We start from the raw sequence: 12998 nt of genomic DNA, 5'->3' as shown, positions 1-12998 counted from the left end.
TGCTCCAGCGAGGGCGACGTGGTGTCGCTGTCCCACGGGCCGCCAAGGATGTTCGCGTCCCGGGTGAGCCGTACGGATTGCAGGCGGGCCGCCTTGTCGGTGCGCTCCTCGACGAGCAGCCGGTCGCCGCCGACAGCCACCACGGAGGAGATCTTCAGCTCGGACGTGTCGTCCTCGCTCGGGTCGACCACGTTCACCGGGTCGAACCGGTACGCGTACTCCGCGGTCACGGCGCGCTCCCTGGGGGAGAAGCGCAGCAGTCGCGTGTTCCGCGACGCGTCGCCCGCGTCCGCGTCGGGCAGCGAGAGAGGGCTCTGCAACGCCATCACCAGGTCGCCGTCGGGGAGCTGGGCGAGTCCTTCGAGACCTCGGTTGGTCTTGCGGTGGAGCAGGACGGCGGGCAGCGCCTCGACGACCGGGTAGTCCGCGCCGGTCAGATCGAGCCCCTTGGGCACGTAGCGCGCGAGGACCTTCCCGCGCGCGGAGACGTGGACCAGCGACGGGCTGTACTCGTCGACGAGCCAGAACGAGCCGTCCTTCGCCCGCACGATGCCCTCGGTGTCCAGACCGTTCGGGTTGTACGCGAGGGGGGTCCGCGCGTCGTAGGAGTACGGTGCCTCGTCGCGCCCCGCCTGGTCGGACAGTCCGGTGACCGGCTTCCCCGACGATGTGGTGATCGGGATCGAATCGATCACCTTGACGGTGTCACCGCACACCCGGATCTTCACGATCGCCGGATCGAAGCCGGGAACCGGGAACGTACGGCGCTTCTTGCCGTCCACCTTGATCTGGCCGTTGGGTCCCCGGTCGGTGACCGTCCAGAACTCGCCCTTGCGTCCGGCCGGGTAGATGTCGCTGCCGATCCCGCCGAGATCGACACCACGGTCGTCGGTCACCGTGCCGGGCAGCAGCGCGTTGCTGAACGTGCCGAGGGGGATGTCTCCGAGCGTCGCGGTGTGCGTCACCCGCGGCTGCGCGGGTCCGGACGTCGCGTCCGCCGTGCCGGCCATCGCGAAGGCGGCCAGCACGGCGAGCGGCACGCCCAGGGTGACGGACCGGTGGATGCGGCGCTTGCCGTCGACGTGCGGGGACATCAGGCCTCCTGAGGCACAAGTTCGTTGACAGCGCACAGAGTTGGCCCCGTCGCCCAACGGATTGCGACGTACGGGTGAACGCCGCGCGTCGACCGGTCATCGAGTCTTCCGCGGCCGCGGCGAGGACGGTCGGCGGGGCGTCGCCGTCGGCTTCGCGGGGCCGGTGTTCCGCGTCCGGGGCTCGTGCCCGGTGCGCGAGGCCGCCGGGGGTTCCTCGGGGTCGGCTGAGGGGCGAGCATCAGGGATGTATCAGGGTCGCGGTCCGGAACCGTGGGGCACGGGGACCCGTTCTCAGGACAGAGAGCGGCAGCAGCCGCGGAGGAGGCGACACATGTCGAAGAACGCGAAGATCGCCGCAGGAGGTGTGGCGGTCGGCCTGATTCTGTGGATCTGGCTGCCCTGGTGGGCCGCCTTCCTGATCGTGCTGGGAGTTCCGGCGGCCGCGTATCTGGCGCTGGACCCCTCGCAGCGGCGCAGGCTGCGCCGCGTCACCCGCAAGGAACTCGGTCGCTGAGGAGTGGCGGCCGACGGCGATCCGTCCGCCGTCCGCCACTCCGCTCGCCGTGACCGGTGACCGGAGGAACCGACACGGGACCGGTCAAGGGCCGCGTCACCGGGATTCCGCGTGGCGCGGCCGCTCAGCTGGGGCGCACCGCCATCTTGTCCAGGGCCTCCAGGAGGCCGGGCAGCTCCGGCCCGCGACCGACGGGCAGGACCTCGCCGGGCTCCTCGTCGAGCAGGATGAACGCGATGTCGTCGGTCCTGGCGACGAGCGACCAGCCGGGACCGTCGGCGCGCAGGGTACGGGCGTCGCCCGTGGCGAAGGACGAGCGGACACGGCCCAGCGGGGGCGGCGCGTCCACGTACGAGCGGGCCTCGGCGAGAACCCGGCGGATGCCGGCACGGTTCACGGCCTTCTCGTCCCCGCCCTCCTTCTCGTCCTCGCCCCGGGAGTCCTGAGCGTCGCCGGAGGCGTCCTCGGCACCCTCGGAGGGCGCGAACCCGCTGTCGTCGATCTGCTCGCGCCACACCGCCCACTGGAGCGCGATCTCGTCCGCGCCGAGGCGCCGCTGGGCCGGTCCCCAGGTGGTGGTGTCCGGCGGGCTGAGCGGAGGCCGGTCGGTGAGCTCGGCCGACGGATCGTGCGGAGCCGGCACCCCTGGGGTCGAGACGGCCACATCGAGAGGCCAGCCGGGCAGCGCGGCGACGACCGTCCGCTCGTCCGGCGACAGCTCGTGTTCCATCCCGCAGTCCCAGGACGCGATGGCGACGGCGACCAGGGAGACGTCGTCGATGACGACGGTCCAGCGCGCGCCTTCCCCGTCCTGGCCGAGCACCAGCCCGTACCCCTCCGCGAGGGGCGCCAGGTCGAGCGTCGCGCAGGCCTCCGGGTAGTCGTCACCGAGCACGCTGGGGAACTTCGCCGGCGTCAGCAGTACCGCCGTCAGCACGTACAGCGCGTCCTCGTCCCCGGTGGCGACGGCGTCTTCGTCCGTCCCGGCCATTCCAGCCTCCCGATCGCTTCATCTGTCGGCGCACCCTAAGCGACCGGAAGGCACTTGTCACGGGCCCTAAACCCGTGCGGAGCTGCAGCTACCAGGCTGGACAGGGGCGAAACGCCCTCGCGGGTCCACCCGGTCAGGCCGCGGGCAGTCCGAGCAGGGTGCGGGCGACCGCCTGCGGTGACTCGTCGCGTTCCCGGGCGAGAGCGACAACGGCCCGGCAGGCCAGCTCGTTCACCCCGAACGACAGCGCTTCCGGCGACACCCAGGCGGCTGCCTCGTCGATCTGTTCCTGATCGTCCTCCGCGCACGCGGCCACGTACACCGCGGCCGCCTCGAACAGGTTGTATGTGCGCTTTCTCTCCTTCCGGGCCGTCTCCCGCGAGGGGTTCCCGGGCTGTTCGGCCGCGGTCCTGCGCCCGATCGAACGGAGCCTGCCGAATATGCCGGACATCCGGTCACCATCCCCTCGTGATCGCTGATCGTGCGGTTGCTGCTACTCAACGTAGAGATGGAGTCGCGGGGACAGAAGAGGGGCGGCCCGGTGAAGCGGAACCCCCCGTCTCAGCGGCCGGCCGCGTCGAGCGAGTCGAGAGTGGTCCGCAGCCAGGTCAGTTCGGCCTGGCTCGTGGCCCGCGCGACGGTGAGGATGCCGCGCCGGAAGGGGTCGTCCAGCTCCTCGGCCCGCAGCGGCCGGTCGCCGTCGTAGAAGAAGCTCGCGGGCTCCTCCAGGAAGGCCAGTCTGCGGCGCAGCACGGCGGCCTGCGCCCCGGGGTCCGGCAGGTGCCGGAGGAAGGCGAGCACCGTGAACCAGCGGTTCTCGTCCGTGATGTCCCGCTGTGGCGGCTGCGCGAGCCTGCGGCGCAGCTCGCGCCCGCCCTCTTCCGTGAGTGTCAGGACATGGCGAGGGGCGGCCACGGAGCCGGGCTGTGTGGCCCGTTCCAGCAGCCGCGCGTTCTCCAGCCGCTTGATCGCGGGGTACAGCGTGCTCTCCGCCACCGGCTTCACGTGCCCCGTCAGCGCGGTGATGCGCTTGCGCAGCTCGTAACCGTGCAGAGGGGCGTCGTGCAGAAATCCGAGGATGGCCAGTTCCAGCATGTCCACATTCTGGCGCACCGACGCTGTACATCGCTTCGCTTATACCTCGAAACCGATGTATTGTCCTGTGCTGTGGGGAACGAAGGAACGGCGGCAGGGGAGAGCGGTATGCGGCAGGCCGAGTTCGACGGCAGGGGAAGCATGATCCGCTGGACGGAGGCGGCGGGCGGTGGACCCGCGCGCGTGTACGTGCACGGTCTGGGGTCGGCCTCGACGGTCTACAACGCCCACATCGCGGCCCGGCCCGAACTGGCGGGCCGACGCACCCTGTTCGTCGACCTGCCCGGCCACGGCATCAGCGACCGGCCCGTCGGCTTCGGCTACACCCTGGAGGACCACGCCACGGCTCTGGCGGCCGCCCTGGACGCGGCCCACGTCGTCGGGGCGGAACTGGTCGCGCACAGCATGGGCGGCTCCGTCGCCGTCGTGCTCGCCCACCGCCGCCCCGAACTCGTCTCCCGGCTCGTCCTCGTGGAGGCCAACCTCGATCCGCACCCCGCGATCACGGCGGGCAGCAGCGGCATCGCCTCCTACGGGGAGGACGACTACGTCGAGAACGGCGGTCACGCGCGCGTGCTCGAAAAGGTCGGCCACCCCTGGGCCGCGACCATGCGTCTGGCCGATCCGCGCGCCCTGCACCGCTCGGCGACGGGGCTCGTCCAGGGCACCACCCCGACGATGCGCCAGATGCTCGTCGGGCTGACGGTGGAGCGCGTCTACCTCCAGGGCGAACTCAGCGGCGAACTGCCGGGCGCCGAAGCCCTGGAGGCGGCAGGGGTGCGTGTCGTGACAGTGCCGGGAGCCGGACACAACATCATGTTCGACAACGCCGACGCGTTCGCGGCGGCCGTCGCGGGAACGGCCTGACGGCCGGCCGCCGGATCCGGCCGACGGTCATCCCCGGCGTACGGCCAGCGCGAGGAAGCGGGCGTCCTCGTCCGCGTACGAGTTCATGTCCCAGCCCGAAGCGGCCAGCAGGGGGCCCAGGTTGTGCTCGGCGCGCAGGTCGTCCGGAGTGAGCTGCCGGCCCTGGCGGGCCGCGAGCGCCGCCCGGCCGATCGGGTGGAAGAGGGCCAGCGTGCCGCCGGGCCGCACCACCCGGGCCAACTCCCTCAGATTCTCGGCCGGGTTCGGCAGGTGCGCGACGAGCCCGGCCGCGAACACCGCGTCCAGTGACTCCGTGCGCAGCGGCAGCGCGGTGACATCGGTCAGCAGCAGCTGTCCTTCGCCGCCCCGTCCGGCCCGGACCGCGGCCTCCAGCATGGCCGGGGTCAGATCGGCTCCGACGACCACGCCGGTGCCGCCGACTGCCGCTCGCAGCGGAGGCAGGGCGCGCCCGGTGCCACAACCGGCGTCCAGTACGCGGTCGCCCGCGCGCAGTCGCATGTGCGCCACGGCGGCCGTGTACGCGGGCCCGTCGTCGGGGAAACGGCCGTCCCAGCCGGCGGCGCGCGCGCCGAAGAACTCCTGGACGTGTGTGTGGTCGTCGCTCATGTGCCGCATGATCTCTCACCGACACGAAGGACGGCGCGGTGCACACGTTCGAGCCTGACGCGATCGCTCGGGCGCACCTCTCCGTCACTTTGCAACAGCTTTCGAAACGCGCCCCCGTCGTGCGCCCCGGTGCGCACTAGCGTCCCGGGGCCATGGGACACCTGGACCACGCCGCCTTCGGCTGGCTGACCCCCGTACTCTCGTACGCGATGGCCTGCACGGGCTCCGCACTGGGGCTGCGCTGCACGGTCCGCGCACTCGACGCCACCGGACGGTCGCGCCGCAACTGGCTGCTCACGGCGGCCTCCGCGATCGGCACGGGCATCTGGACGATGCACTTCGTGGCGATGCTGGGCTTCGGCGTCACCGGCACGGAGATCCGCTACGACGTACCCTGGACGATCTTCAGCCTGCTGGTCGCCATGGCCGTCGTCGGCGCGGGTCTCTTCGCCGTCGCCTACGGCCGTGACCGGCGCCGCGCGCTCGTCCTCGGCGGGCTCACCGCCGGGTTCGGCATCGTGAGCATGCACTACCTGGGCATGGCGGCGCTGCGACTGCACGGCCGAGTGCACTACGATCCGGCACTCGTCACCCTCTCCGTCGTGATCGGAGTGATCGCGGCGACCGCCGCCCTGTGGGCCGCGCTCTCCATCAGGTCCCCCGCGGCGGTCGCCGTCGCCTCGCTCGTCATGGGCGGCGCGGTGAGCAGCATGCACTACACCGGAATGGCGGCCGTGAGCGTGAGGGTCAGCCCCTCGGGCGACGCGCTGTCCGGCGCCACGGCGATGCAGTTCATCTTCCCCCTCGCCGTCGGTCTCGGGTCCTACCTCTTCCTGACGGCGGCGTTCGTCGCACTGTCCCCGATGCCCGGCCGAACCGAAGCGTCCGTCCCGGTCCGGCGGCCGGCCGGGGGCGTCGCCCGCTGACGCCGCCGTGCGGCCCGGACGGCACGCCCCGAACCTCTCCCGATCGAGGAGGCCATGCGTACACCCCGCAGGACCACAGCCGGCGCCCAGCCGTCGCTCCCGCCGCGCGGCCGTCGCGCGCACGCGGGTCCGCCGGCCGACGAGAGCGCGGACGTCGGAGACCTCCTCACCGGACCTTCTCCGGGAGCGCACACGGGACGGTGGCGCGTCCGGCCCCGTACCGTCCGGGCCAAGATCGTCAGCCTGCTGATGGTGCCCATCGTCTCCTTGCTCGCGCTGTGGGCCCACGCCACCGTGAGCACGGCGCAGGACGTCGCGCGGCTGCGGCAGTCGCAGCGCGTGGACTCGACGGTCCGTGCCCCCGTCGACGCCGCGGTCGCAGCACTCCAGGCCGAACGGGCGGAAGCCGTCCGCTACGCGACCCGTCCCGCCACCGTGTCACCGGGCGACCTCAAGGACCTCTCACGACTCACCGACCGTGCCGTGGCGAAGCTCCGACTCGGAGACCACCACACCGTCGCCGACGGCGCGGACCTGCCCGCCGGGGTCGCCGGCCGCCTCGCCGCCTTCGTCGCCGACGCGGAGCGACTGCGGTCGCTGCGCACCGGTCTGCTGGACCGCAGGACGGGATGGGGCGAGGCGTACGAGGAGTACACCAGGACCATCTCCACGGCGTTCGGTGTCGACGGAGCGCTCACCGGTGTCTCCGGCGCGGGCATGCGCTCCGACGCACGCGTCCTGCTCGAGTTCTCCCGGGCGGGGGAGGCGCTCGCCCGGGAGGACGCCGTGCTCGGCGGGGCCCGGCTCGCCGGGACCCTCGACGGTGAGCGGCTACGCCTGTTCACGGGAGCCGTGAACACCCGCCGCGCCCTGACGGACGCCGCGGCACCGGACCTCGGCGGGCCCGGACGAACCGCGTGGAACGACCTCGTGGAAGGGAGCGCGTACGACGACGTGCGCGCCGTCGAGGACAAGGTGCTTCTCTCGCGTCCCGGAGCCAAAGCCCTCGACGCCGCGCCGGAAGCCGTCTGGAGCATCGCTCACGAGCGGGTGAGCGACGGAATGCGGACGGTCGAGGCCGACGCGGGCCGTGATGCCCCGGACGCGACCGGCCCGCTCGGGCGGGCCCTGCTCACCCCGGCCGGTGCCGCGGTCCTCCTCGGCCTCGCCGCCGTCGTCGCCTCGCTGATGATCTCCGTACGCATCGGACGCGACCTCGTCGTCGAACTCGTGGGACTGCGCGACGGAGCCCTGGACGTCGCCCGCCGAAAACTCCCCGAGGCCATGCGCAGACTGCGCGCCGGCGAGACGGTCGACGTGGACGACGAGGCCCCGCGGGGACTGCCCTCGGAGGACGAGACCGGGCAGGTCGCCCAGGCGCTGAACACCGTGCACAGAGCAGCCCTGCACGCAGCGGTCGAGCGCGCGGAGCTGGCCGACGGGATTTCCGGGGTCTTCGTCAACCTCGCCCGGCGCAGCCAGGTACTCGTGCACCGCCAGCTGAATCTGCTGGACGCCATGGAGCGCAGGTCCGAGGATCCGGACGAGCTGAGCGACCTGTTCCGGCTCGACCACCTCACCACGCGGATGCGGCGTCACGCGGAGAGCCTCATCATTCTTTCCGGAGCCGCGCCCGGACGGGCGTGGCGGAGTCCCGTCCCGCTCACGAACGTGGTCCGGGCGGCGGTCTCCGAGATCGAGGACTACGCGCGCGTGGAGGTACGGCGACTCCCCGAGACGGCCGTGGCCGGCGGAGCGGTCGCCGACATCACCCATCTCCTGGCGGAACTCGTCGAGAACGCCGCCCAGTTCTCGCCCCCGCACACCAAGGTGCGGATCACCGGTGAACCGGTCGCGAACGGCTACGCGATCGAGGTCGAGGACCGGGGACTGGGCATGGGAAAGGAAAGGATCGCCGAGGCCAACCTGCGCATCGAGCGGTCCGCGGCGCTCGATCTGTACGACAGCGACCGGCTGGGCCTCTTCGTGGTCAGCAGACTCTCGGCCCGGCACGGCGTCAAGGTGCGCCTGCAGCCGTCGCCCTACGGGGGGACGACCGCGGTCGTGCTGCTGCCCACGGCACTGCTGCACGACGGCCCGGAGGAACGTTCCCTTCGCGAGGCCGACGCGGACGCGCCGCTGGAAAGGGAGTACACGCGCGTGCCGGTGACCGTCGAGCCCGACGCCGTCCTGGCCGTCGAGGAGCGGCCCGCACTGGTCCCACCGCGGCCGAGGGCTTCCGGGGAACGGACGAACGGATCGCGGAGGACACCACCCCCGGTGAACGGTCCGGAGGATACCGCGCCTTCGGGGGCCACGCCGCTCCGCCCGCACCGTCCCCAGGAGGACACCGCGGGCTCCGACGGGCTTCCGCGTCGGGTCCGCCAGGCGAACCTCGCCCCCCAACTGCGGGAACAGCACGCCGAGGAGCCGGCGGAACTCCCGGCACCCCCGGCGGAGGACGAGCGCACACCCGAACTCGTGCGGGCGCGCATGGCCGCGTACCGGGCCGGCTGGGCACGCGGCGGCGGCCGGTCACCCGGTACCGGCGCAACTCCCGGCCCCGAAAAGGGCAGCGACAGCAGCGAAGGAGATCCCTCATGATCCAGGACCCGAGCACGGACAGCGGCCGGAGGTCCGGCGAACTCGACTGGCTGTTGGACGACATGGTGCTGCGCGTGACCGAAGTACGGCACGCCGTGGTCCTGTCGAACGACGGACTGGCGGTGGGCGCGTCCACCGGTCTGCGGCGCGAGGACGCCGAACACCTCGCGGCCGTCGCCTCCGGATTCCACAGTCTGGCCAAGGGAGCGGGACGCCATTTCGGTGCGGGCGGGGTGCGCCAGACGATGGTGGAGATGGACGAGGGCTTCCTGTTCGTGGCGGCGGCGGGGAACGGTTCGTGCCTTGCCGTCCTGACCGCCGTCACCGCCGACATCGGGCTCGTGGCGTACGAGATGGCGCTTCTGGTCAAGCGGGTCGGCGAGCATCTCCATGCCCCGCCCCGGGGTACCGCACAGTCGCCCGCGGCAGGATGACCGAGGACGGCCCGCACCGATGACCGAGGACACACCGGGCACCCCGCCACGGCCGGGCAGCCAGTGGTACGACCAGGAGGCGGGACCGCTCGTCCGCCCCTACGCCGTGACGGGCGGCCGCACCAGAGCCGGTCCGGCCGGGACGCACTTGGACCTGATCGCCCTGGTCATGTTGGACAGGGCGGTGGCGGGAGCCGACGAGGACACCTCGCTCGGCCCGGAGCACCGGACCCTGATCGAACTGTGCCGTGCGGAGACCCTGTCGGTCGCCGAGCTGGCCGCGGGCACCGGTCTTCCTGTGGGTGTGGTCAGGGTGCTCCTGGGCGACCTCCTGGAACGCGGCCGTGTCACCGTCAGCCGCCCGGTACCGCCCGCGCACCTGCCCGACGAGCGAATCCTCCGCGAGGTGATCGAGGGGCTGAGGGCGCTCTAGGCGATCCGTACCGGTCGGAGCCACGGCCTTTCACGCTCACTCCTGAGCACGGAACGGGCGCGTTCCGCCCGCAAGGGGCGATGTGCGGTCCAACCGCGCCCGACGCGGACCTGGTTGTCATGATGCTGGCTTCGCGCACCCGCACCGACGCACCGATGCCGGCAGTCGCCGGCACTCCCGAGAGAAGTGATCGATGGTCTTCGAGAACTCCGACGCCACGGGTGGCGACCCGACCGCCCTGGCGCTGAAGATACTGGTCGCCGGCGGGTTCGGGGTGGGGAAGACCACCCTGGTGGGCGCGGTCAGCGAGATCCGGCCGCTGCGTACCGAGGAACTGCTGAGCGAGGCCGGGCAGTCGGTCGACGACACCGGCGGCGTGGGCCAGAAGATCACCACGACAGTGGCCATGGACTTCGGGCGCATCACCATCCGATCCGGCCTCTCGCTCTATCTCTTCGGAACACCCGGCCAGGACCGCTTCTGGTTCCTGTGGGACGAGTTGTCGACGGGAGCTCTGGGCGCCGTCGTCCTCGCCGACACCCGACGGCTCGAGGACTGCTTCCCGGCGGTGGACTACTTCGAGCACCGTCGGATCCCCTTCGTGGTGGCCGTCAACCGCTTTCCGGACGCTCGCGCTTATGAGGCCCGGGACGTCTCTCGCGCCCTCGACCTCGACGGCGGGACGCCGGTCGTCCTCTGTGACGCCCGTGACCGCGACTCCGGGAAGGAAGTGCTGATCCGGCTCGTCGAATACGCGGGGAGGGTGTACACTGCCCGGCTGCTCGAATCCGTCGGCTGAGGCCGCCTGCCATCCGCGTCGGCTCTTCCGGTCTTCCGGCGCCACGGAGCCGTCGCACGGCTTTCCCGGAGTGCGCCCGCTCGTCGGCCATCTTCTCTGCCATGCCTCCCGTCCGCCTTGCCCGGACGGCGGCTGTGGGGAAGGCTTGCTGGTCGAATCCTCCGGCCAGGGGGAACGGCACACGGGGAGACCGGATCATGGAGCAGAACACGGGACTCGGCTGGCTGCTGGACGACCTCACCGGCCGCGTCGAGCACGTTCGGCACGCGCTGGTGCTGTCCAACGACGGGCTGGTGACGGGCGCGAGCACGGGACTGCGGCGCGAGGACGCGGAACATCTCGCCGCGGTGTCGTCGGGACTGCACAGCCTGGCCAAGGGCTCCGGCCGCCATTTCGGCGCCGGGCAGGTACGGCAGACGATGGTCGAGTTCGACGACGCGGTGCTCTTCGTCACCGCGGCCGGCACGGGCAGCTGCCTGTCCGTGCTCAGCGGGGCGGAAGCGGACATCGGCCAGGTCGCCTACGAGATGACGTTGCTGGTGAACCGCGTGGGCGAACACCTTCGCGTGGACGCGCGTCAGCCGGAAGGTAAGCCGGCTTCAGAGTTCTGACCTGCTGATACGCCGTGGCGGCTGGGGTTTTCCACAGGCCCGCCACGATGTCCGACAAGCCGGATACGGTTTTTCCCTGGGCGAGCGCACACCGGCGCGAACCCTCCACATCACAGGGGAGACCGTCATGTCCGGGACCACCGTCACGCAGTCCGCCACCTTCTCGCTCAGCCGGGCCGCGCGGGAACTGGAGCTCGGGCGAGGCGAGTTCGATCTGGCCCTGCACCTCGGGTGGGTGCGCTCGGTCCCCGACGAGGGGGGCGGGGGACGCCGGATCACCCGCGAGGAGATCGACCGGGTGCGGACGGAAGCCGGCTTCCCGGAGACGCTGCGTGCACGGGTGAAGGCCGTCGGCACCACGGAGGGCGCCGCTCTCATGGGCGTCACGACCACTCGGTTCACCCGCCTCGCCCGCCTGGGGCTGGTGGTGCCGGTCAAATTTTATCTGAACCGCTATCGGGTCGTCGTCTGGCTCTACCTCGCCGAGGAACTAAGGCAGTTCGCGGCCGACGAGCAGAACGCACCGCTGCTGAGCGGCCGGACACCCGAAAGTCTCCGGGACCAGCTGGGCGAAGGCCTGGACCTTCGTCCCCGCAACTGGCGTGGCCGCCACATGGGGTTCCTGCTGAGGCGGACCGAGGATCCCTGGGCCCGTGCCGCGGTGGTGGCGTCCCTGCTCGACCCCGTCCAGGTGGCCGAGATCGTCAAGGATCCCTACGAGCGCTCCCACCTCAACCGCCTTCGGCCCGCGCCTGTTTCACAGGCCGCGCCGGACTCGCCCGGAGCCCTGATCGTCGAACGCATCACGACGGCGGACGACCCGGACGAGATCGGCTGGCTCAGGGCGGACCTGGGGCAGAGCGTTCTGGAAGCCAGGGAGGATCACCCCGCGCCCCGCCCGGCACCGGACATCCCGGCCGTTCCGGCTCCGGCGCCCGTGCCGTCGGCCGGCCGACCGACGGGGGCTCCGCCATCAGTGGTCCGGCCGTCACCGGGCGGCCCTCCGCGCGCCGCGCGGGAACGCCTCCCCGCCGCGGGCGGTCTGCTCACCTCCCCGGAGTCCGCGCGGCCACGGAGGCTGCTCACATGGCTGCGCCGAAGGAGCCCGGACGCGCGTCCGCCTACAGCGCCCTGAACAACCCCTCCTGAACGACCGAGACGAGCAGGCGTCCTTCGAGGTCGTAGATGCGCCCGCGGGCCAGACCCCGGCCGCCGGTCGCGATCGGAGACTCCTGGTCGTACAGGAACCACTCGTCCGCGCGGAACGGCCGGTGGAACCACATGGCGTGGTCCAGCGAGGCCATGTCGAAGCCGCGCGGTCCCCACAGAGGTTCCACCGGGATGCGGACCGCGTCCAGGAGAGTCATGTCGCTCGCGTAGGTGAGAGCGCAGGTGTGCACGAGCGGATCGTCGCCCAGCGGTCCGACGGCGCGCATCCACACGGCGCTGCGTGGCTCGGCGTCCTTGGTCTCCTCGGGCGTCCAGCGCAGCCGGTCCACATAGCGGATGTCGAACGGCTGACGCCGCGCCATGCGCTCCAGCGCTTCGGGCAGAGCGCCCAGATGCTCCTTGATCTCCTGCGTCACCGTCGGCAGGGACTCGGGGGACGGCACCTCGCGGGCCGGCGGCAGCTGGTGCTCGAAGCTCCCTTCCTCGGGCTTGTGAAAGGAGGCGGTCAGATTGAAGATCGTGCGGCCCTGCTGCACCGCGGTGACCCGGCGCGTGGTGAACGACCGCCCGTCCCGCACCCGCTCGACCTGGTACACGATCGGGACGCCCGGCCGGCCCGGACGCAGGAAGTACGCGTGCAACGAGTGCACCGGCCGGTCGCCCTCGGTGGTGCGGCCCGCGGCGACCAGCGCCTGGCCCGCCACCTGGCCGCCGAAGACCCGCTGCAGCGACTCCTCCGGGCTGCGCCCGCGGAAGATGTTGACCTCGATCTGCTCCAGGTCGAGCAGATCGACGAGCCTCTCGGCCGGGTTCGTCATCGGTGGGATTCTCCT

15 protein-coding genes are annotated in these 12998 nt (G+C 71.9%); 9 read left to right on the top strand and 6 right to left on the bottom strand.

Annotated elements, in window-relative coordinates; genetic code table 11:
• A partial coding sequence (locus CW362_RS33530) for an esterase-like activity of phytase family protein (protein ID WP_103553379.1) occupies positions 1-1094 on the bottom strand: 1094 nt, incomplete at its 3' end.
• A 331-nt stretch (positions 1095-1425) separates the two neighbouring features.
• On the opposite strand from CW362_RS33530, the gene CW362_RS33525 reads away from it, so the two are divergent.
• On the top strand, positions 1426-1608 hold the full coding sequence (locus tag CW362_RS33525; protein WP_103553378.1) for a hypothetical protein: 183 nt from the start codon (positions 1426-1428) through the stop codon (positions 1606-1608).
• Positions 1609-1732: 124 nt separating this feature from the next.
• Here CW362_RS33525 and CW362_RS33520 read toward each other — a convergent pair whose 3' ends face one another.
• The 3 genes from CW362_RS33520 to CW362_RS33510 all read right to left on the bottom strand — a co-directional run bounded on the left by CW362_RS33520 (position 1733) and on the right by CW362_RS33510 (position 3694).
• Complete coding sequence (locus CW362_RS33520; protein ID WP_103553377.1) at positions 1733-2599, bottom strand: hypothetical protein; 867 nt, start codon at positions 2597-2599, stop codon at positions 1733-1735.
• A gap of 133 nt (positions 2600-2732) precedes the next feature.
• Complete coding sequence (locus tag CW362_RS33515; RefSeq protein WP_103553376.1) at positions 2733-3050, bottom strand: hypothetical protein; 318 nt, start codon at positions 3048-3050, stop codon at positions 2733-2735.
• Between the two features lie 110 nt (positions 3051-3160).
• Positions 3161-3694, bottom strand: a complete 534-nt coding sequence (locus CW362_RS33510; RefSeq protein WP_103553375.1) for a PadR family transcriptional regulator — start codon at positions 3692-3694, stop codon at positions 3161-3163.
• A 108-nt stretch (positions 3695-3802) separates the two neighbouring features.
• Between CW362_RS33510 and CW362_RS33505 the strand changes: the two genes are divergently transcribed.
• Positions 3803-4561, top strand: coding sequence for an alpha/beta fold hydrolase (locus tag CW362_RS33505; protein ID WP_103553374.1), 759 nt, complete (start codon positions 3803-3805; stop codon positions 4559-4561).
• A gap of 27 nt (positions 4562-4588) precedes the next feature.
• Here CW362_RS33505 and CW362_RS33500 read toward each other — a convergent pair whose 3' ends face one another.
• On the bottom strand, positions 4589-5197 hold the full coding sequence (locus tag CW362_RS33500; protein ID WP_206301131.1) for a class I SAM-dependent methyltransferase: 609 nt from the start codon (positions 5195-5197) through the stop codon (positions 4589-4591).
• A 143-nt stretch (positions 5198-5340) separates the two neighbouring features.
• Between CW362_RS33500 and CW362_RS33495 the strand changes: the two genes are divergently transcribed.
• The 7 genes from CW362_RS33495 (at position 5341) to CW362_RS33465 (ending at position 12130) form a co-directional block, all read left to right on the top strand.
• Positions 5341-6114, top strand: coding sequence for an MHYT domain-containing protein (locus tag CW362_RS33495; RefSeq protein WP_103553373.1), 774 nt, complete (start codon positions 5341-5343; stop codon positions 6112-6114).
• A 54-nt stretch (positions 6115-6168) separates the two neighbouring features.
• On the top strand, positions 6169-8718 hold the full coding sequence (locus CW362_RS33490) for a sensor histidine kinase (RefSeq protein ID WP_103553372.1): 2550 nt from the start codon (positions 6169-6171) through the stop codon (positions 8716-8718).
• Positions 8715-9152, top strand: a complete 438-nt coding sequence (locus CW362_RS33485; protein WP_103553371.1) for a roadblock/LC7 domain-containing protein — start codon at positions 8715-8717, stop codon at positions 9150-9152. The genes CW362_RS33490 and CW362_RS33485 overlap by 4 nt, the downstream gene beginning before the upstream one ends.
• Positions 9153-9171: 19 nt before the next feature.
• A complete protein-coding gene (locus tag CW362_RS33480) occupies positions 9172-9585 on the top strand; it encodes a DUF742 domain-containing protein (RefSeq protein WP_103553370.1) in 414 nt (137 codons plus the stop codon).
• 193 nt (positions 9586-9778) lie between these two features.
• On the top strand, positions 9779-10384 hold the full coding sequence (locus CW362_RS33475; RefSeq protein WP_103553369.1) for a GTP-binding protein: 606 nt from the start codon (positions 9779-9781) through the stop codon (positions 10382-10384).
• Positions 10385-10581: 197 nt separating this feature from the next.
• Positions 10582-10995, top strand: coding sequence for a roadblock/LC7 domain-containing protein (locus tag CW362_RS33470; RefSeq protein ID WP_103553368.1), 414 nt, complete (start codon positions 10582-10584; stop codon positions 10993-10995).
• Positions 10996-11122: 127 nt separating this feature from the next.
• Complete coding sequence (locus CW362_RS33465; protein ID WP_103553367.1) at positions 11123-12130, top strand: DUF6397 family protein; 1008 nt, start codon at positions 11123-11125, stop codon at positions 12128-12130.
• On the opposite strand, the gene CW362_RS33460 is transcribed toward CW362_RS33465, so the two are convergent.
• The gene (locus CW362_RS33460) at positions 12117-12983 is read right to left on the bottom strand and encodes an acyl-CoA thioesterase (protein ID WP_103553366.1); all 867 of its coding nucleotides are present in this window, start codon (positions 12981-12983) and stop codon (positions 12117-12119) included. The two genes, CW362_RS33465 and CW362_RS33460, sit on opposite strands and share 14 nt — an antisense overlap.
• Positions 12984-12998: the final 15 nt, after the last annotated feature.

This window comes from Streptomyces populi, from assembly GCF_002911015.1.
GTDB classification, from domain to species: Bacteria; Actinomycetota; Actinomycetes; order Streptomycetales; family Streptomycetaceae; genus Streptomyces; species Streptomyces populi.
The sequence above is the reverse complement of the archived record's forward strand: the minus strand, read 5'-3'. Positions and strand labels throughout refer to the sequence as shown.